The following is a 23,135-nucleotide window of genomic DNA, read 5'->3' as shown; positions in this document are numbered from 1 at the left end:
CAACGCGAACGGCGCGCGCTCCCGGGTGGGAACGCGCGCCGTCGGTGGCGGGGCGGATCAGAAGACCGACTCGGCCTCCAGCATCCGGTTGGCCGGCACGGTCTTCAGCTCGGTGACCGCGTCGGCCAGCGGCGTCATGACGATGTCGGTGCCGCGCAGGGCGGTCATGTGGCCGAAGTCGCCGCGGTGCGCGGCCTCGACGGCGTGCCAGCCGAAGCGGGTCGCCAGCACCCGGTCGTACGCGGTGGGCGTGCCGCCGCGCTGCACGTGGCCGAGGATGACCGGGCGGGCCTCCTTGCCGAGGCGCTGCTCCAGCTCGCGGGCGAGGGCGGTGCCGATGCCCTGGAAGCGCTCGTGGCCGTACTGGTCGATCGCGCCGTGGCCGTAGTCCATCGTTCCCTCGGCGGGGTGCGCGCCCTCGGCGACGCAGACCACGGCGAACTTCTTGCCCCGGGCGAAGCGCTCCTCGACCATTTTGACCAGGTCGTTCACGTCGAAGGGGCGCTCCGGCAGGCAGATGCCGTGGGCGCCGCCCGCCATGCCGGACTCCAGCGCGATCCAGCCCGCGTGCCGGCCCATGACCTCGACGACCATGACCCGCTGGTGCGACTCGGCGGTCGTCTTGAGGCGGTCGATGGCCTCGGTCGCGACGCCGACGGCGGTGTCGAAGCCGAAGGTGCGGTCGGTGGCGGAGATGTCGTTGTCGATGGTCTTGGGCACGCCGACGATCGGCAGACCGGCGTCCGAGAGCATTTTCGACGCGGTGAGCGTGCCTTCGCCGCCGATGGGGATGAGCACGTCGATGCCGTACTCACGAGCCAGGTCCTTGCCGTTCTCGCACGCCTCGCGCAGCCGGGCGCGCTCCAGGCGGGCGGAGCCGAGAATCGTTCCGCCGCGGGCCAGGATGCCGCTGACCGCGTCCAGGTCCAGCTTGCGGTACCGGCCGTCGAGCAGGCCCTTGAAGCCGTCCTCGAAACCGATGACCTCGTCGTCGTGTCCGGTGAGGGACCGGTGCACCACCGACCGGATCACAGCGTTGAGGCCGGGGCAGTCGCCGCCTGCGGTGAGGACTCCGATACGCATGGTGCTGTGTCTCCTGTGCTCGCTGTTGGTTCTTGTGAGCCGGTCCGATTGTTTCACGGGCCGGCAGGCGTTGCCCTCACAGCGTCGGGCACCCCTGGGGCAGCCCGCTGACACATGCGTAAAACTGGAGGAGCGGCTTATCTACAGACGCAGGTATTGTCAAGAGGGGCAAGCTCACCATAACGGTTAATTTGACCTTGCGAACGACGGAATGGATCGGAGAGCACGCGTGACGCGCAGCGTGTACGTGACCGGGATCGACCGCGGCGACGGCCGCCAGGTCGTCGAGCTGGGAGTCATGGAACTCCTGACCCGCCATGTGGACCGGGTGGGCGTCTTCCGCCCGCTGGTGCACGACGGGCCCGACCGCCTGTTCGAACTGCTGCGGGCCCGGTACCGGCTCTCCCAGCCCGCCGACACCGTGTACGGCATGAGCTACGAGGAAGCCGCCGGCCTCCAGGCCGAGCAGGGCACCGACGAGCTGGTCTCCCGGCTCGTCGAGCGCTTCCACCGGGTGGCCAAGGACTACGAGTACGTCCTGGTCCTCGGCTCCGACTACGCCGCGACCAACCTGCCGGCCGAGCTGAACCTCAACGCCAGGCTGGCGAACGAGTTCGGCGCCTCGGTACTGCCGGTCGTCGGCGGCCAGGGCCAGGAGGCCGAGTCGGTGCGCGCCGAGGCCCGCAACGCCTACCGCGCCTACCACTCGCTGGGCTGCGACGTCGTCGCCGTGATCGTCAACCGGGTGGCCCCCGAGCAGCGCACCGCGGTCGCCGAGCGGCTCGCCGCCCACCTGCCGGTGCCCTGCTACGCGCTCCCCGAGGACGGCTCCCTGTCCGCGCCCACCGTCGGCCAGATCGTGCACGCGCTCGGCGCCGAGGTGCTGCTCGGCGACGACTCGGGGCTCGCCCGCGACGCCCGCGACTTCGTCTTCGGCGGCGCCATGCTGCCCACCTTCCTCAAGGCGCTGACCCCCGGCTGCCTGGTCGTGACCCCCGGCGACCGCGCCGACCTGGTCGTCGGCTCGCTCGCCGCGCACAGCGCCGGCGCCCCGCCCATAGCGGGCGTGCTGCTCACCCTCGACGAGCGCCCCGGGCCCGACATCATGGCGCTCGCCAACCGGCTCGCCCCCGGCACGCCGGTGGTCTCCGTACCCGGCGGCTCCTTCCCGACCGCCGCCGAGCTGTTCGCCATCGAGGGCAAGCTGAACGCCGCGGCCCCGCGCAAGGCGGAGACCGCGCTCGGCCTGTTCGAGCGGCACGTGGACACCGCGGAGCTGACGAACCGTATCTCCGTCGCCCGCTCCGGCCGCGTCACGCCGATGATGTTCGAGCACGAGCTGATCGAGCGCTCCCGCTCCGGCCGCCGCCGCGTCGTGCTGCCCGAGGGCACCGAGGAGCGGGTGCTGCGCGCCGCCGACGTCCTGCTGCGCCGCGACGTGTGCGACCTGACGCTGCTCGGCGAGGAGGAGGCGATCCGCAAGCGCGCCGCCGACCTCGCCATCGACCTGGACGGCGCCCAGATCACCGACCCGCAGACCTCCCCGCTGCGCGAGCGCTTCGCCGAGCTGTACGCCAAGCTCCGCGCCCACAAGGGGGTCTCCTACGAGCTGGCCTACGACGTCGTCGCGGACGTCTCCTACTTCGGCACGCTGATGGTCCAGGAGGGCCTGGCCGACGGCATGGTCTCCGGCGCGGTGCACTCCACCGCCGCCACCATCCGGCCCGCCTTCGAGATCATCAAGACCAGGCCGGGCGCCCAGATCGTCTCGTCCGTGTTCTTCATGTGCCTGGCCGACCGCGTCCTGGTCTACGGCGACTGCGCGGTCAACCCGGACCCGAACGCCGAGCAGCTCGCGGACATCGCGATCCAGTCCGCCGCCACCGCCGCCCAGTTCGGCGTCGAACCGCGCATCGCGATGCTGTCGTACTCCACCGGCACCTCGGGCTCCGGCGCCGACGTCGACAAGGTGCGCAAGGCCACCGAGATCGTCCGGCAGCTCCGCCCCGACCTGCTGGTCGAGGGCCCGATCCAGTACGACGCGGCCGTGGACGCCGCGGTGGCCAAGACCAAGCTGCCGGAGTCCGAGGTCGCCGGCCGGGCCACCGTCCTGGTCTTCCCCGACCTGAACACCGGCAACAACACCTACAAGGCCGTGCAGCGCTCGGCCAACGCGGTCGCCGTCGGCCCGGTGCTCCAGGGCCTGCGCAAGCCGGTCAACGACCTCTCGCGCGGCGCGCTCGTCCAGGACATCGTCAACACCGTGGCCATCACGGCCATCCAGGCGCAGGGCGCGGCACCGGGCGGCTCGCCCACCGCCGGCAACTGACGCCCCTCGCCCGCCCCCCACAACCAACGGAAAGCTGCTTCATGACTGCCAATGCCACCCGCGTCCTCGTCCTCAACTCCGGCTCCTCGTCGGTGAAGTACCAGCTGCTCGACATGAGCGACGGCTCGCGGCTCGCCGTGGGCCTCGTCGAGCGCATCGGGGAAGAGACCTCGCGCCTGGCACACACCCCGCTGGCCGCAGGCGGCGACAAGAGGGAGCGCGAGGCCCGCATCGCCGACCACGAGGAGGCGCTGAAGGCGGTCGCCGACGAGCTGGCGGCGGACGGGCTCGGCCTGGACTCGCCCGAGCTGGCGGCGATCGGCCACCGGGTGGTGCACGGCGGTCTGAAGTTCACCGAGCCGACCGTGATCGACGACGAGGTGCTCAAGGAGATCGAGCGGCTGGTGCCGGTCGCGCCGCTGCACAACCCGGCGAACATCACCGGCATCAGGACCGCCCAGGCGCTCCGCCCCGACCTGCCGCAGGTCGCGGTCTTCGACACCGCCTTCCACACCACGATGCCGGAGCACGCGGCGCGCTACGCCATCGACGTGGAGACCGCTGACGCGCACCGCATCCGCCGCTACGGCTTCCACGGCACCTCGCACGCGTACGTCTCGCGCAAGACCGCCGAGCTGCTCGGCAAGGCGCCCGAGGACGTCAACGTCATCGTGCTGCACCTGGGCAACGGCGCCTCCGCCTCGGCGGTCGCCGGCGGCCGCTGCGTGGACACCTCCATGGGCCTGACCCCGCTGGAGGGCCTGGTCATGGGCACCCGCTCGGGTGACATCGACCCGGCCGTGGTCTTCCACCTCAAGCGGGTGGCGGGCATGGACACCGACGAGATCGACGTGCTGCTCAACAAGAAGAGCGGTCTGATCGGGCTGTGCGGCGACAACGACATGCGCGAGATCCGCCGCCGCATCGACGAGGGCGACCGGCAGGCCGCGCTCGCCTTCGACATCTACATCCACCGGCTGAAGAAGTACATCGGCGCCTACAGCGCGGTGCTGGGCCGGGTGGACGCGGTGGCGTTCACCGCGGGCGTCGGCGAGAACGCCGCGCCGGTGCGCGAGGCCGCGGTCAAGGGCCTGGAGGAGCTGGGGCTGGCGGTGGACGCCGACCTGAACGCCGTACGGTCCGACGAGGCGCGGCTGATATCGCCGGAATACGCCCGTGTCGCGGTCGCCGTCGTCCCCACCGACGAGGAGCTGGAGATCGCCAACCAGACATACGCCCTGGTCAGCAACTGACCTTCGGCTTCTGCGGCCAGGCGCCGCCGGCCTCGGCTCGGCGCCTGGCCCGCACCTCGCATCCGGGCACCCGAGCCCAAATAATTCCGCTCCGAAACAAACGATAGGATTGAGCCATGCGCCGTTCCAAAATCGTCTGCACCCTGGGCCCCGCCGTCGACTCCTACGACCAGCTGAAGACGCTGATCGAGGCCGGCATGAACGTGGCCCGATTCAACATGAGCCACGGCACCCACGCGGAGCACGAGGAGCGCTACCACCGCGTCCGCAAGGCCGCCGAGGAGACCGGCCGCGCCATCGGCGTGCTGGCCGACCTCCAGGGCCCCAAGATCCGCCTGGAGACCTTCGCCGACGGCCCCGTTGAGCTGGTGCGCGGTGACGAGTTCGTCATCACCACCGAGGACGTGCCCGGCGACAAGACCATCTGCGGCACGACCTACAAGGGCCTGCCCGGCGACGTCTCCAAGGGCGACCCGGTGCTGATCAACGACGGCAACGTCGCCCTCCAGGTCGTCGAGGTGGACGGCCCGCGGGTGCGCTGCATCGTCATCGAGGGCGGCGTCATCTCCGACCACAAGGGCATCAACCTGCCCGGCGCGGCGGTCAACGTCCCGGCGCTGTCCGAGAAGGACATCGACGACCTGAAGTTCGCCCTGAACATGGGCTGCGACCTGGTCGCGCTGTCCTTCGTGCGGGACGCCAAGGACGTCAACGACGTGCACCGCGTCATGGACGAGGTCGGCCGGCGCGTCCCGGTGATCGCCAAGGTCGAGAAGCCGCAGGCGGTCGCCAACATGGAGCAGGTCGTGGCGGCCTTCGACGGCGTGATGGTGGCCCGCGGTGACCTCGCCGTCGAGTACCCCCTCGAAAAGGTCCCGATGGTGCAGAAGCGCCTGGTGGAGATGTGCCGGCGGAACGCCAAGCCGGTGATCGTGGCGACCCAGATGATGGAGTCGATGATCACCAACTCGCGGCCGACCCGCGCCGAGGCGTCCGACGTCGCCAACGCGATCCTGGACGGCGCCGACGCGGTGATGCTCTCCGCCGAGTCCTCGGTCGGCCAGTACCCGATCGAGACCGTCAAGACGATGTCGAAGATCGTCGAGGCGGCCGAGGAGGAGCTGCTGGCCAAGGGCCTGCAGCCGCTGGTCCCCGGCAAGAAGCCCCGTACGCAGGGCGGCGCGGTGGCCCGCGCGGCCGCCGAGATGGCCGACTTCCTCAACGGCAAGGCGCTGGTGGCCTTCACCAAGTCCGGTGACACCGCCCGCCGCCTGTCGCGCTACCGCGCGGCCCAGCCGATCCTGGCCTTCACCACGGACGCCGCGACCCGCAACCAGCTCGCGCTGAGCTGGGGCGTGGAGACCTTCGTCGTGCCGCACGTGGAGCACACCGACGAGATGGTCGACCTGGTCGACGCCGAGCTGCTGAAGCTCCAGCGCTACAACGACGGCGACACCATGATCATCACCGCCGGCTCGCCCCCCGGCGTCCCCGGCACCACCAACATGGTCCGCGTCCACCACCTGGGCGGCGAGCGCGGCTGACGCGCAGCGGGACCCGAACACGGCTGTGGGCCGCATCCCTTGGGGGTGCGGCCCACGGTCGTACGCCCGCGTGCTCAGCCCGTGATCGACTGGTGCAGCCCCGGGATGGTCAGGTTGCCGCCGAACTGGCCCGCCTGGGTGATCTTCACCTTGGTGAAGTAGGCGAAGGGGACGTTCAGGGGCGGCGGGTGCTCCGGGTCGAAGACGATCGGGATGAGGCCGAAGAGGTTGCCCTGGAGGCGCTCGGTGTACATCGTCACCTTGCCGCCGCGGATCGTGGAGGTCGAGCCCTTGGCCGCCTGGACGTGGTACTTCTTTCCGGCGGGGCCGTCGACGATCTGGTGGAGGTCGCCGATGTCGATGCTGTCGGCGGTGAACTTCAGGGCCTGCTTGGTCCGTCCGCCGGGCATCGTGAGGTTGACGACGCCCTCGTAGTCCAGGCCGCGCAGGGTCAGGCCGCTGGACTCCAGGTACCAGGGCTGGTTCGGGACGGTGGCCGGGGCCTGCTCGTCCTTGCCGGCGACCTTCTTCTCCTCGACGCAGGGGAAGGGTTTCTTGCCGTCCGCGTCGGGGGCGCCCGGGTCCGCGCTGCCGCTGGGGGACGGAGAGGGCGACGGGAGGGCGTCGTCCGCCTTGTCCTTGGCGTTGTCCGCCTTGTCCTTGCCGTCCTCGACGGCCTTCCCGGCCTTGTCCCCGGCGTCCTTGAGCGGGTCGGTGGCCTTGCCGCCGGCGGGCTTGCCGGGCGTACTGCCGGAGCCCTTGCCGGAGGACGGGGACGGTGACGGGGCGGGCTTCGTGCTCGGAGCGGTGGGCCGGGGCTGACCGGGGTGGAGGGCGTCGTGCAGCTTCTTGCCCAGGCCCAGCGGGTCGTACCAGGGGTTCTCCTCCGTGGGTGAGGCGGAGGGGGACGGATCGGCGGACGGGGACGGGGCGGGCTTCGGGGTGTCCTCGGTCCGGCCCGGGTCCTGGGCGGACGGGGCGGGCGCCGGGGCGGTGTCCTTGCCGCCCGCGCCACCGGAGTCCTTGCCGGACCCGTCCTGGTCCGCCTTGTCCCTGACGGCCTGGTCCGCCTTGTCCTTGGCGGCCTTCTCCTTGGCGGCCTTCTCTTTCCCGGCCTTCTCCTTGGCCGCCTTCTCCTTCTCGGCCTTCTCCTTGGCGTCCTGCTCCGCCGTGTCCGGCGCGCTGACGCACGGGCCCTTCTTGAACGGGCTCTCCGGCTGCGGCTTGGCCATCGCCAGCTGCGGCGTCAGGCCCATGCCCATCAGGACGGCGGACGGCATGGCGGCGATGGCGATCGCCTTGCCCGCGGGCACGTGCAGCCGGGTCAGCAGCGGCTTGCGCGGCGCCGCGTGGCGCGGCCCGGTTCTCGCGCCGTTCGCGGCCGCGCCCTTCTCGTGCAGCTCGTCACCCGGCACTGTGTCCCCCGTTCGCCCCGTCGACCGGGCTCGCTCCTGGCAGGCCGCCGGGCGCGCCGCCCGCGGGCCCGGCCGGTTCGCCGCCCTCGGGGGCGACCGGCTTGCCCGGGGCCCAGGAGACTCCCAGGGCGCCGCCGACCAGTCCCAGCGCGAAGCCGATCAGGAAGGCGCCGAAGTTGGAGACCACCAGGGAGACCAGGGACAGCAGGATCGCCGCCACTCCGGCGAAGACGCGGGAGGCGGGCTGGAACCACATGGTCAGGCCGAGTACGACCAGGAGTACGCCGATGATCAGCGAGCCGGCGCCCGCGGTCGTCGCCATACGCACGGTCAGCGAACCGATCGTGAGGTTCGCGTAAGGGATGTACATGATCGGGAAGCCGGCCAGCAGCGTCAGCACCCCGCCCCAGAACGGGCGCTGGCCGCGCCACTCCCGGAACGAGGTGCGCTTTCGGCCGGTGTTCTCCTTCAGCCGTGGTCGCGTGTCGGCGCTCATGTCGTACAGCTCCTCGGGACTGGCTCATCGGTGGTACGTGCGCTGAGGTACGCGCTGAGGTGGCTACCGGCGTACGGGTGCGGGACGGGCGGGACAGTGGACGGCGCCACCGCCCGGCGTGCGCCCCGCACCCGTGCGCTCAGTGCGTCAGTAGCACTCGTTCTTGCCCCGGCTGACGTTCATGTGCAGACCGCTGAGCTGGAACGTGCCGGCCGTGGTGGCCCAGGCGCGCTGCTTGACGTCCTTGAACAGCACATGCTCGGCCTGCTGGGCGAAGGAGCCGGGAAGGTAGGACCCTCTGCCGCCCTCGCCGGGCTTCGCGGGACCCGGGCCCTTGGTGGTGTGGTCCACCGAGACGCCGATGTCCACGTTGGTGAACGTCGCGTTGGTCTGCAGGTCGTCGGCGTCGATGTAGAGCTTCTTCGCCAGGACCTTGTCCTTGCCACCGCCCGCCTTGAGCTGCATCGTCACATCGCCGAAGACCGGCACCGGCACGACGACCGACTGGCACAGTTTGGTGATCTTCGCGGAGTCCAAGCCCACCACGGCGACCGGGTGCTGACCCTTGTCGCCGCCGTCGAGTGCTCCGTACTGCACGAAACCGGTGCCGTCCAGTTCGGACGCGGTGACCTTGAACTGCTGGCCGGAGACGCTGAACGATGCCGCCAGCGCGCCCTGCGCGATGGCGACTCCGATGGCAGCCGTCGCCGCGACGCTCGGCACCATGACAACGGCGAACCGCTTCCATCTGGTCCCGCCACGAGCCAGGGACTCCATGACTTTCCTCCTTCTCGGACGTACATCTCCGGTTACGGCCCGGGCCTCGGACGAGGTGGCGGCCGTACCTGGGATGGGAGAAGTGCTACGTCCTCGGGAAGGAGAGCGCCCGTATCGGAGGCGTACAGGCGTACTGCGTTCCGAATCACCGGCGATCACCCCCGAGCGACAACCACTGGCCGCGCTCTCGCGCGACCGTGCGGACAGGCCCTGCCGGGTGAGCAGGAACCCCCCTGTCCAGGACCGGCGTCGGTGCCGCCGGCCACTCGGTGGGGACCCACGAACCCCGCGGCGCCGACCGGTTGCCGGGCGGCGGGAATGGACCGAGCGTGGCCGATCGTGGTGCATCGGCGGCCGTCGCACAAGGGGTTCGTTACTTGCGAGTAACGGAGAGATAACCGGCCCGCGACGGCCCGAAATCGCACGGGCACCCAGGGTTGTCGCTAACGGTGATGAGACATGGGGAAATTGGGGCCAAACGCGAACGAAAACCCACCCTTCTCTTACCCAAAGTAACAGCGGCCACGATTACCAAGATTTGGTAAAACGTGGCCGCTGTCAGAGGTGGGGTCCCAGCGCCTCAGGAGGCGCCGGAGGATGCGCGCCGGAGGGTCAGAACAGCACCCGCGCCAGTGCCGTACGCGCCGAAATCACCCGCGGGTCGTCGGCGCCGATGACCTCGAAGAGCTCCAGCAGCCGGACGCGGGCGGCCTCGCGGTCCTCGCCCGCCGAGCGCCGGACGGCGTCCACCAGCCGCCCGAACGCGTCCTCGACATGCCCGCCGACCAGGTCCAGGTCGGCCGCCCTGATCTGCGCCGGCACGTCGCCGGGGGCGTCGGCGGCTTCCTTGCGCACCGCCTGCGGGTCCAGGTCCTTGACCCGGCGCAGCAGCTCGGCCTGCGCGAGGCCCAGCTTGGCCTCGGGGTTGGCCGGGTCGTCGGCGAGCACGTTCTGGTACGCCTGGACGGCGCCGTCGAGGTCGCCGTGGTCCAGCGCCTGGCTCGCGGCCTCCAGGAGCGCGTCGTACGGGCCGACGGGTGCGGGGGCCTCCTCGGCCTCGGCGGCACCGGCCGGGTCGACGGGCGCGCCCACGATCCCGAACTGCTGCTCGGCGGCCTGCACGAGCTGGTCCAGCACCTGGCGGATCTGCGCCTCCGGGGCCGCGCCCTGGAACAGCGGGATCGGCTGGCCCGCGACGACCGCGAAGACCGCCGGGATGCCCTGCACCCCGAACTGCTGGAACAGCGCCTGGTTGCTGTCGACGTCGATCTTGGCCAGGACGAACTTGCCGGCGTACTCCCCCGCCAGCCGCTCCAGCAGCGGACCGAGCTGCTTGCACGGCTCGCACCACTCGGCCCAGAAGTCGATGACGACCGGAACCTCGGTGGAGCGCTGGAGGATGTCCTGCTGGAATCCCGCCTCGTCGACATCGAACACCAGGCGGGCACCGCCGCCGGCGGGCCGGCCGGTGCGGGCCGCCTCGGCGCGCGCCTGCTCGGCCTTCTGCTTCGCTTCCCCGGCCGCCTTCACCGCGGCGAGGTCGACGACTCCACTCATGGACATGTTGCGTGGCTGCATGGGCCTATCCTCCCCCCTTCCGCGGACCGTTGCGAAAAGCGGTGCCGAAAATTCACGGTGCGCGAAAACGCTCGCGGCGCCGGGCCCGTCCGTGCGTCCCGCCGGTGTGCCGGCGCAGGACAGGGGTGCCGCGTTCGCACCGGTCCCGAAGGGCCGGCGGTACTGCCGTGGCGGCGGGTCCCCACCCGCTGCCTGTGGTTGTCGCGTCCGGGGCGCGCCTGGCGGTCACACCCTTTCGCTACGACCCGTAGCGTAACTGTCCGGCGCCCCGCCCCGGCAACCCCTCCTGTGAACCCGGCGAGTGATCTGCCTCACGAGGAAGGGCTCAGTGACTCCTACTGGCCGGTATGGTCGCCCGCATGCACCGCTGCCCCCTCACCGGCACCAGCTCCGCCGCGGACGGTACGGGCCCCAAGGGCCGGACCGGCCACGGCGGCCGCACGGGCCGGCCGCGCAGCGCCGAGGCGGACCGCGCGATCCTCGGCGCCACCCGGGCCGCGCTGGTCGAACTGGGCTGGGGCAAGCTCACGATGGGCGACGTGGCGGCCCGCGCCAAAGTCGCCAAGACGACCCTCTACCGCCGCTGGGCCAACAAGAACGAGCTGGTCCTGGACGCCGTGGCGGTCCTCTTCGACGAACTCGAACTCCCCGACCGCGGCTGCCTCCAGGCCGACATCGAAGGCGTCGTCCTGCAGTTCGCGGCGCTGCTGGCGCGTCCGGAGACCAAGACGGCGCTGATGGCCGTGGTCGCCGAGTCCACCACCGACGAGGCGCTGCGGACCCGTATCCGCAGCGCCGTGGTGGAACGGCAGAAGCGGCTGGTGGTCCTCGGGCGGGAGCGGGCCCAGGCGCGCGGGGAGCTGCCGCCGGACCCGGCCGGCGAGGAGGGCGCGGCGGCGGCCGGGCGCGCGGTGGGGCTGATCTTCGACGTGATCGCGGGCGCGGTCGTGCACCGGGCGCTGGTCAGCGCGGAGCCGGTGGACGAGCTGTGGGCGCAGCAGTTCAGCACGCTGCTGCTGACCGGGATGGGCGGGCTCGCGGCGACGGGCCCGCCCGGCGCGTGACGCTGCGGACCGGCCCGTCGCCCCGATGGTCTCAGACCTGGTACCGGTCCGCCGCGAACAGGTGCACGTTCTCCGCGACCCACTCGGACGTCCGCTTCAATCCCTCCTCCAGGGACACTTCGGGCGTCCACGACGCCCACTCACGCGCCCGCGAATTGTCCGAAAGCAGTCGCTGGACCTCGCTGCCGGCGGGCCGCAGCCGGGACCCTTCCACCACCACCTCGGCCTCCCGCCCGGACGCGGCTATCAGGGCACGCGCCAGGTCGCCGATGGAGATCTCGCGCCCCGTACCGAGGTTGACGACCTCGCCCAGCGCCCGGTCGCAGTCGGCCATCGCCAGGAACCCGGCCGCGGTGTCGGTGACGTAGGTGAAGTCGCGGGTCGGTGCGAGCGAGCCCAGCCGGATCTGCCGGGAGCCGGAGTGCAGCTGCGCCAGGATGGTGGGGATGACGGCGCGCGCGGACTGGCGCGGGCCGTAGGTGTTGAACGGGCGCACGACCGTGACCGGCAGCTCGAAGGCGTGCCAGTGGGACAGCGCCATCATGTCCGCGCCGATCTTCGAGGCGGAGTACGGGGACTGCGGCTGCAGCGGGTGGTCCTCGCTGATCGGCGCGGTCAGCGCGGTGCCGTAGACCTCGCTGGTGGAGGTGTGCACCAGGCGGCGCACGGAGTGCCGGCGGCAGGCCTCGGCGATGTTCTCGGTGCCGACGACGTTGGTCTGGACGTAGGCGCCGGGCGAGTCGTAGCTGTACGGGATGCCGATGAGGGCCGCGAGGTGGAAGACCGTGTCGCAGCCGGCCACCGCGTCCGACACCCGGCCGGGGTCGCGCACGTCGCCCGCGATCATCTCGACGGGGCTGCCGGGCGTCAGGTAGCGCGCGAGGTGGCCCTTGTCCGCGTACGGCTTGTAGTGGACGAGGGCGCGGACCTTCGCGCCGTACCCGACGAGCTGGTCCACCAGCGTCGAGCCGATGAAGCCCTCGGCGCCGGTGACCAGGACCGTGCGGTCCTTCCAGCGGGCTTCCATGATCGCGTGGTGGTCGTTGGTGCTCATGCCGACTCCTTCAGGTAGGGGGTGGTGGGGTGCGCGGCGGGGTGGCCGGCCAGCGCGAGGACCTTGGCGGCCAGCAGGTCGGCGGCCCGCGTGTGGGTGCCCGGGTCGGCGGCCTGGCCCATGGCGGCCAACCGGTCGGGGTCGTCCAGCAGTGGCGTGACCAGCGCGTCCAGGCGCTCCGCCGTGGTCTCGCCGTCCGGCAGCAGCGCGGCGGCGCCCGCGTCGGACAGCACCCGGGCGTTGTGCGTCTGGTGGTCGCCGGGTGCGTGCGGGTACGGGACGAGGACGGCCGGCATGCCGATCGCCGCCAGCTCCGCGACGGTCGCCGAGCCGGCCCGGCACACCACCAGGTCCGCGGCGGCGTAGGCCAGGTCCATCCGGTCCAGGTACGGGACGGCCTCGGCGACGGCCGCGCCGCCCGTCGCGACCAGCCGCTCCCTGGTCTCCTCCAGGGCGGCGGGCCCGGTCTTGACCAGCAGCCGCAGATCCGTACGGGAGCGGTAGCGGGCCGCCAGGCCGACCGCGGCCTCGGTGAGGCGGGCCGCGCCCAGGCTGCCGCCGTTGACGAGCAGCAGCCGGACGCCCTGCGGCACGCCCAGTTCGCGGCGGGCCCGCGCCCGCAGGGCCGTACGGTCCAGCGTCGCCAGCGGTCCGACCAGCGGCATGCCGACCGTCTCCGCCTGCTCGCCGCCCACCAGGTGCTCGCGGCTGCGGTCGAAGGCGAGCGCGATGTGCGGGGTGAGCCGGGCGGCGAACTTGTTGGCCCGCCCCGGCACCGCGTTGGACTCGTGGATCAGGCTGGGCAGCCCGGCCATCCGCGCGCCGACGATGACCGGCGCGCTCGGATACCCGCCCATGCCGACCGCGACCTGGGCGCCCTGGGTGCGCAGGATCGAACGGCACTGGTTGCCCGATCTCAGCAGCGCCGCCGGCAGCAGGTAGCGCTTGGCGCCGAGCGACGGGTCGAAGGGGATCATGTCCACGGTGTGCAGGCGGTACCCGGCCTGCGGGATGAGCCGCGTCTCCAGCCCGCGCTCCGTACCGACGAAGGAGACCACCGCGTCGGGCACGGCCCGGCGCAGGGCGTCCGCGAGGGCGAGCCCGGGGTAGATGTGGCCGCCGGTACCGCCCGCACCGATGACGACTGAGAGTGGTGTGCGCATGGCCGCCACGCTCGCGAAGCGCCCTAAGAAGGTTCTAAGACCGTCGTTTGGCAGCCTGTGTGCATGCCGCCCACGCCTGCACCGCACCCCGCGCACCGGAGCGCCGCCCAGCAGCCCGCCTCCGCGCCCCCGCCGAAGATCCTCGTCGTCGACGACGAACCGGAGGTACGGGCCGCCGTCGAGGACGGCCTCAGCGTGGAGGGCTACGCGGTGCGCGGTGCCGCCGACGGGCTGGCCGCGCTCTCGGAGGTCGCCTCCTGGCAGCCGGACGCGATCGTCCTGGACGTCATGATGCCCGTCCTGGACGGCCTCGCGGTGTGCCGCCGGCTGCGCGCGCTGGACGACCGTACGCCGATCCTCGTGCTGACCGCGCTGGACTCGGTCAGCGAGCGGGTGGACGGGCTGGACGCGGGCGCCGACGACTACCTCGTCAAGCCGTTCGCGCTGGACGAGCTGGTCGCGCGCGTCCGGGCGCTGCTGCGCCGCGCGTCGGCCGCCGCCGTCGAGGACACCTCGCTGTCCTTCGCCGACCTGGTCGTCGACCCGGTGACCCGCACCGGCCACCGGGGCGGCCGGCCGCTGGAGTTCAGCCGTACGGAGTGGGCGCTGCTGGAGCTGCTCCTGCTGCACCCCGGGCAGGTGATGCCGCGCGAGGTGATCTTGGAGCGGGTCTGGGGCCGCGACTTCGGGCCGGACTCCAACTCCCTGGCCGTGTACGTCGGTTACCTGCGCCGCAAGCTGGAGGCGGGCGGCGAATCCCGGCTGGTGCACACCGTGCACGGCGTCGGCTACCGCCTGGACCAAGCGGGACGGGTGTGAGCGGGCGGCGCGGCCTGGGCGCGCACTGGCGGCGGCGCCGCCCGCTGCGGACACGGCTGGCGATCGCCGCGTCCGCGGCCGTGGCCCTGGTGGCGGTCGGCGTCTGCGTGGCGGCGATCTTCATCACCCGCCACCAGATGATCCGCCAACTCGAATTCCGCCTGGCCCAGACAGCCGCCCAGCACGCCGAGCAGTACCGCAAGGACGGCCCGTCGGCCGGGGACAAGGGCTGCCAGTACCAGGCCGTGCCCTGCCTCCAGTCGGTCCCCGCCGACAAGTCCAGGGACCCACGCGATCCCTACGCGCTGCCGGTCGACGACGCCACCCGCGAGGTCGCCGCCGGCCGGCGGGCGCCGTACTACAAGCAACTGACCGTGGCCGGGTATCCGGTCCGGATGTACACCGTCCGGCTGCGCGGCAAGGACCAGGCGCTCCAGGTGGCGCTGCGCTCGGACCTCGTGGAGCGCGGCGTGCAGAAGGCTTCCCTGGCACTGGCCGGGGTCGGCGGCGCCGGCGTCCTGCTGGCGGCCGGGCTCGGCTACTGGGTCTCGCGCACCGGACTGGCCCCGGTCGCCCGGCTCACCGCCACCGCCGAACGCATCGCCGCCACCCGCGACGCCCGGCACCGCATCGAGCTGCCCGCCGGGCCGCCCGGGCGCGAGGACGAGGTCACCCGGCTGGCCGCCAGCTTCAACACCATGCTCGGCGAGCTGGAGCAGTCGGTCGCCGCGCAGCGCCGGCTGGTCGCGGACGCCTCCCACGAGCTGCGCACCCCGCTGACCGCGCTGCGCACCAACGCCGAACTCCTCGCCCGCGCCGACCGGCTGACCGACGCCCAGCGCGACCGCGCGTCCGGCGCCCTGGCCCGCCAGCTGCGCGAGGTCACCACCCTCGTCAACGACCTGATCGAACTGGCCCGGGACGAGGAGCCGCAGCCGCTGGTCGAGCAGGTACGCCCGGCGGCGCTGCTGGAGCACGCGGTGGAGGCGGCACGCGGCCACTGGCCGGAGATCACCTTCACGGTCCGGACCGACGGGGCGACGAGGGGGGTGACGGTCCCCGGCGTACCGGCGCGGCTGTCCCGGCTGCTGTCCAACCTCCTGGACAACGCGGCGAAGTTCTCGCCGCCCGGCGGCCCGGTCGAGACCGAACTGACCATGGCGGGGGACGCGTTGGAGCTGACCGTGCGCGACCACGGCCCCGGCATCGCGGCCGGGGACCTGCCGCACGTCTTCGACCGCTTCTACCGCGCCGAGGCGGCCCGCGCGCTGCCCGGGTCCGGGCTGGGGCTGGCCATGGCGCGCCAGATCGCCCGCGCGCACCACGCCGAACTCACCGCCGCGCAGGCCCCGGGCGGCGGGGCGGTCTTCCGCCTCCGCTTCCCGGCGGGGTAGGACGGAGATGGCGTACTACCCTGGGCCGGAATCACGGCCGGGTGCACAAGGCCGGGCGGGCGGATCGGGAGGGCGTGCGGTGAGCAGACGAGCGCGCCCCGCGCTGCCGGGCTTCCTGCCCCGCGCGCTGGCCGGACTGTGGGCCGTCCTGCTGGTCCTGGCCGGCACGTCCGGGACGGCGGGTGCCGCGTCCGGCCCGCTGACGGCCGCCGCTTCCGGCCTCGCCGGCTCCGCTTTCCAGCCGGCGTCCGCCACCGCGCCCCAGATGCTCACCGCGCACACCGCGCCCGGCCACCCCCGGGCCGACGCCCGGCCGGCGCCCGACCGCCCGGTGGCCCGCCAGACGGCCACCGCCCACGCGTACGCGGTCCTTCCGCACCCGCGCTTCCCCGGCCTCCAGGACGCGTTGCCGTCCGCCGCGCCCGCCCCGTACCACTCCCCCTTCGGGCGCGGCGAAACCGTCGGCCCCCGGCAGGAACGGGCCCCGCCCTGGGCCCGCTACTCCCCGCGCGGTCCGCGCGGTCCCCCCTTCGTACGGAGCAGCTGACGCCCCAGGCGTACGGCCGCCCGCAGCACCGGCATGCCCGGCGGCGCCCCCGCGCGCCGCGGCACACCGGTGCGCGCCGCCGGCCGGCGTCCCGCCTCCGTATCCCTGAAGGGGAGACCCATGCCGTCCCGCGCTCCGGCGCGGCGACCCTGGCGTGCGCTGACCGCGCTCGCCGTCGTCGCCGTGTCGCTGTTCTTCGCCCTGACCACACCCGCCCGCCTCGGACTCGACCTCCGCGGCGGCACCCAGATCGTCCTGGAGACCAAGGACTCGCCCACCACCCGCGCCGACTCCGCCGCCACCGACCGGGCCCTGGAGGTGCTGCGGCAGCGGGTCGACGCCCTCGGTGTCGCCGAACCGTCGCTGTCCCGCTCCGGTGAGAAGCGCATCGTCGCCGAGCTGCCCGGTGTGCGGGACCCGAAGGAGGCCGTCGAAGTCATCGGCCGTACCGCGCAGCTCACGTTCCACCCCGTACTCGGCACCTCGCAGGACCCGAAGGCCGCCCCGCAGCACAAGGGCGCGGACGGCGCTCGCACCCTCCCCGACCCGGACGCGCCGGGGCAGGCGCTGCGGCTCGGCCCGCCCGCGCTGACCGGTGAGGGCGTCAAGGACGCCGAGGCGGTCTTCGACCCGCAGGGCGGCCGCGGCTGGACCGTCGACCTGGCGTTCCGCGGCGCCGCCGCCGACGCCTGGGCGCGGGTCACCGGGCAGGCGGCGTGCGCGGCGCCCGGCGACCCGGCCCGGCGGGTGGCGATCGTCCTGGACGGGCGGATCATCTCGGCGCCCGGCATGCAGCAGAGCGTGCCGTGCAAGACCGGCATCGCGGGCGGCAGCGCCCAGATCACCGGCGGGTTCGGCGACGCCGAGGCCCGCGACCTGGCGGCCCTCGTCAAGGGCGGCGCGCTGCCGGTCCCCGTCGAGGTCGTCGAACAGCGCACCGTCGGCCCGACGCTGGGCGCCGACGCGATCAAGGCCAGCGCCACCGCCGCGGTCATCGGCCTGCTGTGCACCGGCGCGTTCGTCATCGTCGTCTACCGGCTGCTGGGCGCGCTGGCCACGGTCGCGCTCGCCGCGTACGGGCTGATCTCGTACGCCGTCCTCGTCGCCCTCGGTGCCACCCTCACCCTCCCGGGGCTCGCCGGGTTCGTGCTCGCGATCGGCATGGCGGTGGACGCCAACGTGCTGGTCTTCGAGCGGGCCAGGGAGGAGTACGCGCGCCGCGCGGCGCGCTCCGGCGGCGATCTGCGGCGCCCGCTGCGCGAGGGCTTCGGCAAGGCGTGGAGCGCGATCGTCGACTCGAACGTCACCACGCTGCTCGCCGCGGGCCTGCTGTTCTTCTTCGCCACCGGACCGGTCAAGGGCTTCGGTGTCACCCTGTCCATCGGCGTGCTGGCCTCGATGGTCTCCGCGCTGGTCATCACCCGGGTGCTGGCGGAGTGGGCGGTGCGCCGCCGCTCCGTGCAGCGGCGGCCCGCGCTCACCGGCATGGCGTCCGAGGGGCGGGTACGGCGGTGGCTGGCCCGCCGCGAGCCGCGGCTGATGCGGCACCGCCGCACCTGGCTGGGCATCGGCGCCGGCCTGCTGCTGCTCGCCGTCACCGGGATCGGCGTCCGCGGCCTGGAGTTCGGCGTGGAGTTCACCGGCGGCCGGCTCGTCGAGTACAGCACCAGCCGCACGGTGGACGCCGAGACGGCGCGTGCCGCCGTCTCGGAGGCGGGCTTCCCGCGGGCGGTCGTGCAGGAGTCGGGCGACGGCGGCATCGCCGTACGGACCGAGCGGCTGACCGACGCCGAGCAGGAACGTATCCGTACGTCCCTCCAGGCGCCCGGCGGCACGGTCGATGTCGAGCGGGACGAGCTGATCGGGCCGAGCATGGGCGGCGAACTGCGCGGCAAGGCGCTGATCGCGCTGGGCATCGCGGTCGCCGCCCAGCTGGTCTACCTGAGCGTCCGGTTCCGCTGGACGTTCGCGACGGCGGCGGTCCTCGCCATGGTGCAGGACGTGGTGCTGGTGGTGGGCCTGTTCGCCTGGCTGGGCAAGCCGGTGGACAGCGTCTTCCTGGCGGCGCTGCTGACCGTCGTCGGCTACTCCGTCAACGACACGGTCGTGCTCTTCGACCGCGTACGGGAACTGCGGCGCGCCGCCAAGGGCAGCCGGGCCGCGCGCGGTCCGGAAGGGCTCTCCCGGCTCGCCGACCGGGCGATCGTGCAGACCGTGCCCCGCACGGTGAACACCGGCATGGGCGCTCTGTTCGTCCTCGCCGCGCTCGCGGCGCTGGGCGGCGACTCGCTGGCCGACTTCTCCGTGGCGCTGCTCGCGGGCGTGCTCTTCGGCATCGCCTCGACGGTCTTCACGGCCACCCCGGCCGCCGTCGTCCTGGAGGGCCGCCGCCCGGCCCCGGAGGCACCCGCCGCCCGCCCCCGCGACAAGGCCAGGGCCGGAAACGGCGCGGTGGTCTGACACGACGCCGGGGGCGGGACCGCGCACGGTCCCGCCCCCGGTACGTACCGCCTCAGAACCCCGCGGGCTCGGTGTACACGCCCCACTCGTCGCGCAGCACGCCGCAGATCTCGCCGAGCGTGGCCTCGGCCCGCACGGCCTCCAGCATCGGCTCGATCATGTTGCCGCCGTCGCGCGCGGCGGCGAGCATCGCCTCCAGCGAGGAGCGCACCCGGGCGTCGTCCCTGGCCGCCTTGCGGTCCCCGAGCACCCTTACCTGATCGCGCTCGACCTCGTGGCTGACGCGCAGGATTTCCAGGTCGCCGGTGACCGAGCCGTGGTGGCAGTTGACGCCGACGACCTTCTTCTCGCCCTTCTCCAGCGCCTGCTGGTAGCGGAAGGCGGACTCGGCGATCTCGCCGGTGAACCAGCCGTCCTCGATGCCGCGCAGGATGCCGGAGGTCATCGGGCCGATCGGGTGGTCGCCGTTCGGGACCGCCCGGGTGCCGCGCTCCTTGATCTGCTCGAAGATCTTCTCGGCGTCGGCCTCGATCCGGTCGGTCAGCGACTCGATGAACCACGAGCCGCCCAGCGGGTCCGCGACGTTGGCGACGCCGGTCTCCTCCATCAGCACCTGCTGCGTGCGCAGCGCGATCTCCGCGGCCTGCTCGCTGGGCAGGGCGAGGGTCTCGTCCAGCGCGTTGGTGTGCAGGGAGTTCGTCCCGCCGAGGACCGCGGCCAGCGCCTCCACGGCCGTACGGACGACGTTGTTGTACGGCTGCTGGGCGGTCAGCGAGACGCCCGCGGTCTGTGTGTGGAAGCGCAGCCACTGGGCCTTCTCGCCGGCCGCGCCGTACACGTCGCGCATCCAGCGGGCCCAGATGCGGCGGGCGGCCCGGAACTTCGCGATCTCCTCGAAGAAGTCCAGGTGGGCGTCGAAGAAGAAGGACAGGCCGGGCGCGAAAGTGTCCACGTCCAGGCCGCGGGAGAGGCCCAGCTCCACGTACCCGAAGCCGTCGGCGAGGGTGTACGCCAGCTCCTGCGCGGCCGTCGCGCCCGCCTCGCGGATGTGGTAGCCGGAGACCGAGAGCGGCTTGTACGCGGGGATGCCGCGCGCGCAGTGCTCCATCAGGTCGCCGATCAGGCGCAGGTGGGGCTCGGGCGGGAAGAGCCACTCCTTCTGCGCGATGTACTCCTTGAAGATGTCCGTCTGGAGCGTGCCGTTCAGGACGGCCGGGTCGACGCCCTGGCGCTCGGCGGCGACCAGGTACATGCAGAAGACCGGGACGGCCGGTCCCGAGATCGTCATCGAGGTCGTGACGTCGCCGAGCGGGATGTCCTTGAACAGGACCTCCATGTCGGCGGCCGAGTCGATGGCGACACCGCAGTGGCCGACCTCGCCGAGCGAGCGCGGGTCGTCGGAGTCCCGCCCCATCAGCGTCGGCATGTCGAACGCCACCGAGAGACCGCCGCCCCCCGCCTTCAGGATCATCTTGTACCGCTCGTTGGTCTGCTCGGCGTTGCCGAAGCCCGCGAACTGGCGGATGGTCCACGTGCGGCCGCGGTAGCCGGTCGGGTACAGGCCGCGCGTGAAGGGGTACTCCCCCGGCCAGCCGATGCGCTCGAAGCCCTCGACCGAGTCGCCGGGGCGGGGGCCGTACGCCGGCTCCACGCTGTCGCCGGAGAGCGTGGTGAAGTCCGCGTCCCGCTTCCGGGCGGAGTCGTACCGGGCCTGCCAGCGGCGGCGGCCCTCTTCGATCGCGTCAGCGTCCATGCCTCCAAATTTACTAGGACGTCCTAGTAATTGTCGATGGCTGACGGCCGGCAGTCACCACAGAGCACCCGCAGGGCGGTACGGGACCGCCGGGCCAGGCCCGGCGGTCCGGCGGCCTCAGGCCTTCGCGGGCTGCGGCGCGGCGTCCGCGACCAGCGGCTCGATCTCCCGGACGACCTTGCGCTCGACGAAGAAGGCGGCGGTCGGGATGGTGCCGGAGATCAGCACCCACAGGAGCTTGCCGAACTTCCACTTCGCCTTGGAGCCCAGGTCGAAGGCGAAGACGAGGTAGATGATGTAGAGCACGCCGTGGATCTGGGAGACCACGAGGGTGAGGTCCTTGCCCGTGTCGAAGCCGTACTTGGCCACCATGCAGGCGCACAGCACGAGGAGCATCACGGCAGTGACGTAGGCCATCACCCGGTAGCGGGTCAGCACGCTTCGTTTCATGGTCCGAGCGTAACCGCCCGTTCCGGGGCGATCTTCGCCGCCCCTACCACGGATCAGTCGTCCTTGAAATCACCGGCCGCGACCCGCAGCGGCCGCAGCACCGAGAAGATCTCCGCGCACTCCTCGGCGTCGTAGGCGCCCAGGCCGAAGTCCATCGCCATCAGGTCGCGGGTGGCCCGGTCGCAGGTCTCGCGCCCCCGGTCGGTGATGGAGGCGAGCGTGCCGCGCCCGTCGTTCGGGTTCGGGCGCTTGTCGACCAGCCCGGACTTCACCAGCCGGTCCACGGTGTTGGTCACCGAGGTCGGGTGGACCATCAGCCGTTCGCCGATCTTCGACATGGGCAGCTCCCCCGCCTTGGAGAAGGTGAGCAGCACCAGCGCCTCGTACCGCGCGAACGTCAGCCCGTACGGCTTGAGGACCGCGTCCACCTCGGACAGCAGGATCTGGTGGGCGCGCATGACCGAGGTGATCGCGGCCATGGACGGCACGGCTCCCCAACGTCGCTGCCACAGTTCATCGGCACGGGCGATGGGGTCAAAGGCGAGACTGAGCGGCTTCGGCACGCCTTCGACCCTACCGGTCGGTCATATCGTGGTCAGCCCCGTCTCAGTTTTCGGTACCCGTACGGGGGTCACGCCGGGACGCCCGCGCCGACGGGGGCCGGGAACCGGTCGCCGCCGGTCCGCCGCACCTCGGACACCACCAGCAGTACGGACACCGCCCCCACCACGCCGCCCGCCGGCATCACCACCCACAGCGGGGCGTACTCGGCGGCGGCGCCTGCCGCGCCCATCCCCAGACCCATGACCGTCATACGTCCCGCCTGCATCACCGTCATCGCCTGCCCCAGCAGCTCGTCGGGGACGGCGGCGGCGAACCAGCGGTCCACGCCGAAGTTGTACGCGATGCCGGTGCCGGTCAGTACGAGCAGCAGGACCGCCCAGCCGAGCGAGGGCCGCGCCGCGAAGCCGAGGGAGGGCAGCACGCAGAAGACGCCCAGCGGGAACGTCAGCCGGGCGCGGGCGCGCGGGCCGAGGAAGGTGCCGGCCAGGGCCTCGGCGGTGACCGCCCCGACCGGCATGGCGCACAACAGCAACCCCAGCCCCGCAGGACCGGCGCCGAGCAGATCCGCGTACGCGACCAGCAGCGCCTCCGGGACGACGACGAACGCCGGCGGCAGCCAGGTCAGCAGGAGCAGCGCCCGGACGCGGCGGTCGGCCAGCAGCCGCCGGACACCGGCCAGCGAGGCGCCCAGCACCGCGCCGCGGGACGCGCCGCGCGCCGGCCGGGAGCGGGTGCCCAAGCGCAGCAGCAGCGCCGACCCGAGGAACGTACCGGCGGTCACGGCGAGCACCGCGCCCGGCGCCACCACGGCCAGCAGCAGCCCTCCGGCGGCGAACCCGGCCAGCTGCCCGCTCTGGTTGACGATGCGGATCACCGAGCGCCCCAGGACGAACAGGTCGCCTTCGCCCAGGACGTCGCCGAGCGTCGCGGCCCGCGTGCCGGCGAAGACGGGCGCGATGGCGGCGATCGCGCAGCGCAGCGCCAGCAGCACCACGACGGGCGTGCCCGGGACCACCATCGCCGCCGCGCAGCCCGCGCACAGCAGGTCGCAGCCGACGAGGACCCGGCGGGCCGGGTAGCGGTCGGCGACCGCGGAGAGCAGGGTGCCGCCGACGACGTACGGCAGCAGGCCGAGCGCGAACGTCAGGGCGCTCAGCAGCGGGGAGCCGGTGAGCCGGTAGACGAGCACGGACAGGGCGATCTCGCACAGGACCACGCCGAGCGTCGACAGGAGGTGCGCGGCGAAGACCCGGCGGAATTCCGGTACGGCGAAGACGGCCCGGTATCCGGCCCCGGGCTCCCGGTCCGCACCGGGCCCGGAGGGCGGTGGCATGGCGGCAGCGTGCCGACGCGGCTGCCGGGGACCCAGTCTTTCGTCCACAGCCGAATGCG

Annotated in this window: 19 protein-coding genes; 8 read left to right on the top strand and 11 right to left on the bottom strand. The window is 72.8% G+C overall.

Features of this window, described 5'->3' with window-relative positions; all coding sequences use genetic code 11:
* Positions 1 to 57: 57 nt before the first annotated feature.
* On the bottom strand, positions 58 to 1,083 hold the full coding sequence (locus tag ACH4K4_RS13690; protein WP_398167130.1) for an ATP-dependent 6-phosphofructokinase: 1,026 nt from the start codon (positions 1,081 to 1,083) through the stop codon (positions 58 to 60).
* Between the two features lie 229 nt (positions 1,084 to 1,312).
* Between ACH4K4_RS13690 and pta the strand changes: the two genes are divergently transcribed.
* The 3 genes from pta to pyk all read left to right on the top strand — a co-directional run bounded on the left by pta (position 1,313) and on the right by pyk (position 6,209).
* The gene (gene pta / locus ACH4K4_RS13685; protein ID WP_398167128.1) at positions 1,313 to 3,412 is read left to right on the top strand and encodes a phosphate acetyltransferase; all 2,100 of its coding nucleotides are present in this window, start codon (positions 1,313 to 1,315) and stop codon (positions 3,410 to 3,412) included.
* A 41-nt stretch (positions 3,413 to 3,453) separates the two neighbouring features.
* Positions 3,454 to 4,665, top strand: coding sequence for an acetate kinase (locus tag ACH4K4_RS13680; RefSeq protein ID WP_398167126.1), 1,212 nt, complete (start codon positions 3,454 to 3,456; stop codon positions 4,663 to 4,665).
* A gap of 116 nt (positions 4,666 to 4,781) precedes the next feature.
* Complete coding sequence (pyk, locus tag ACH4K4_RS13675; protein WP_398167124.1) at positions 4,782 to 6,209, top strand: pyruvate kinase; 1,428 nt, start codon at positions 4,782 to 4,784, stop codon at positions 6,207 to 6,209.
* 74 nt (positions 6,210 to 6,283) lie between these two features.
* Here pyk and ACH4K4_RS13670 read toward each other — a convergent pair whose 3' ends face one another.
* The 4 genes from ACH4K4_RS13670 to ACH4K4_RS13655 form a co-directional block, all read right to left on the bottom strand.
* Positions 6,284 to 7,624: a hypothetical protein gene (locus ACH4K4_RS13670; RefSeq protein ID WP_398167123.1), complete on the bottom strand. Its 1,341-nt coding sequence runs from the start codon at positions 7,622 to 7,624 to the stop codon at positions 6,284 to 6,286.
* Positions 7,614 to 8,120 (bottom strand): DUF6114 domain-containing protein, encoded by a 507-nt coding sequence (locus ACH4K4_RS13665; protein WP_398167121.1) that lies wholly within the window; start codon positions 8,118 to 8,120, stop codon positions 7,614 to 7,616. The genes ACH4K4_RS13670 and ACH4K4_RS13665 overlap by 11 nt, the downstream gene beginning before the upstream one ends.
* A gap of 147 nt (positions 8,121 to 8,267) precedes the next feature.
* Positions 8,268 to 8,897: a DUF6230 family protein gene (locus ACH4K4_RS13660; protein WP_398167119.1), complete on the bottom strand. Its 630-nt coding sequence runs from the start codon at positions 8,895 to 8,897 to the stop codon at positions 8,268 to 8,270.
* A 612-nt stretch (positions 8,898 to 9,509) separates the two neighbouring features.
* Positions 9,510 to 10,475 carry a tetratricopeptide repeat protein gene (locus ACH4K4_RS13655; RefSeq protein ID WP_398167118.1) on the bottom strand — a complete coding sequence of 322 codons (966 nt, stop codon included), beginning with the start codon at positions 10,473 to 10,475 and terminating at the stop codon, positions 9,510 to 9,512.
* Between the two features lie 347 nt (positions 10,476 to 10,822).
* Between ACH4K4_RS13655 and ACH4K4_RS13650 the strand changes: the two genes are divergently transcribed.
* A complete protein-coding gene (locus ACH4K4_RS13650) occupies positions 10,823 to 11,539 on the top strand; it encodes a TetR/AcrR family transcriptional regulator (RefSeq protein ID WP_398167116.1) in 717 nt (238 codons plus the stop codon).
* A gap of 31 nt (positions 11,540 to 11,570) precedes the next feature.
* Here the strand turns inward: ACH4K4_RS13650 and ACH4K4_RS13645 are convergent, their stop codons facing one another.
* Together ACH4K4_RS13645 and ACH4K4_RS13640 are read right to left on the bottom strand one after the other, a co-directional pair.
* Positions 11,571 to 12,593: a GDP-mannose 4,6-dehydratase gene (locus ACH4K4_RS13645; protein ID WP_398167114.1), complete on the bottom strand. Its 1,023-nt coding sequence runs from the start codon at positions 12,591 to 12,593 to the stop codon at positions 11,571 to 11,573.
* Positions 12,590 to 13,756 carry a UDP-N-acetylglucosamine--N-acetylmuramyl-(pentapeptide) pyrophosphoryl-undecaprenol N-acetylglucosamine transferase gene (locus ACH4K4_RS13640; RefSeq protein ID WP_398167113.1) on the bottom strand — a complete coding sequence of 389 codons (1,167 nt, stop codon included), beginning with the start codon at positions 13,754 to 13,756 and terminating at the stop codon, positions 12,590 to 12,592. Before ACH4K4_RS13640 ends, ACH4K4_RS13645 begins: the two co-directional genes overlap by 4 nt.
* 63 nt (positions 13,757 to 13,819) lie before the next feature.
* Here ACH4K4_RS13640 and ACH4K4_RS13635 point away from each other — a divergent pair, with 63 nt between their 5' ends.
* The 4 genes from ACH4K4_RS13635 to secD all read left to right on the top strand — a co-directional run bounded on the left by ACH4K4_RS13635 (position 13,820) and on the right by secD (position 18,976).
* A complete protein-coding gene (locus ACH4K4_RS13635; RefSeq protein ID WP_398167111.1) occupies positions 13,820 to 14,575 on the top strand; it encodes a response regulator transcription factor in 756 nt (251 codons plus the stop codon).
* A complete protein-coding gene (locus ACH4K4_RS13630; protein ID WP_398167110.1) occupies positions 14,572 to 15,969 on the top strand; it encodes a sensor histidine kinase in 1,398 nt (465 codons plus the stop codon). Before ACH4K4_RS13635 ends, ACH4K4_RS13630 begins: the two co-directional genes overlap by 4 nt.
* Positions 15,970 to 16,048: 79 nt before the next feature.
* The gene (locus ACH4K4_RS13625) at positions 16,049 to 16,516 is read left to right on the top strand and encodes a hypothetical protein (RefSeq protein WP_398167108.1); all 468 of its coding nucleotides are present in this window, start codon (positions 16,049 to 16,051) and stop codon (positions 16,514 to 16,516) included.
* A 120-nt stretch (positions 16,517 to 16,636) separates the two neighbouring features.
* Positions 16,637 to 18,976 carry a protein translocase subunit SecD gene (gene secD, locus ACH4K4_RS13620; protein ID WP_398167107.1) on the top strand — a complete coding sequence of 780 codons (2,340 nt, stop codon included), beginning with the start codon at positions 16,637 to 16,639 and terminating at the stop codon, positions 18,974 to 18,976.
* Positions 18,977 to 19,028: 52 nt separating this feature from the next.
* Here the strand turns inward: secD and ACH4K4_RS13615 are convergent, their stop codons facing one another.
* The 4 genes from ACH4K4_RS13615 to ACH4K4_RS13600 all read right to left on the bottom strand — a co-directional run bounded on the left by ACH4K4_RS13615 (position 19,029) and on the right by ACH4K4_RS13600 (position 23,076).
* Positions 19,029 to 20,729 (bottom strand): methylmalonyl-CoA mutase, encoded by a 1,701-nt coding sequence (locus ACH4K4_RS13615; RefSeq protein ID WP_398167106.1) that lies wholly within the window; start codon positions 20,727 to 20,729, stop codon positions 19,029 to 19,031.
* Positions 20,730 to 20,846: 117 nt separating this feature from the next.
* Positions 20,847 to 21,179: a DUF3817 domain-containing protein gene (locus tag ACH4K4_RS13610; RefSeq protein WP_398167105.1), complete on the bottom strand. Its 333-nt coding sequence runs from the start codon at positions 21,177 to 21,179 to the stop codon at positions 20,847 to 20,849.
* A 53-nt stretch (positions 21,180 to 21,232) separates the two neighbouring features.
* A complete protein-coding gene (locus tag ACH4K4_RS13605; protein ID WP_398167103.1) occupies positions 21,233 to 21,742 on the bottom strand; it encodes a MarR family winged helix-turn-helix transcriptional regulator in 510 nt (169 codons plus the stop codon).
* A gap of 68 nt (positions 21,743 to 21,810) precedes the next feature.
* Positions 21,811 to 23,076 carry an MFS transporter gene (locus ACH4K4_RS13600; RefSeq protein WP_398167102.1) on the bottom strand — a complete coding sequence of 422 codons (1,266 nt, stop codon included), beginning with the start codon at positions 23,074 to 23,076 and terminating at the stop codon, positions 21,811 to 21,813.
* Between the last annotated feature and the right edge of the window lie 59 nt (positions 23,077 to 23,135).

Origin of the sequence: Streptomyces sp. NPDC017529, assembly GCF_044329785.1 — a bacterium.
Lineage (GTDB): Bacteria > Actinomycetota > Actinomycetes > Streptomycetales > Streptomycetaceae > Streptomyces.
The sequence above is the reverse complement of the archived record's forward strand: the minus strand, read 5'-3'. Positions and strand labels throughout refer to the sequence as shown.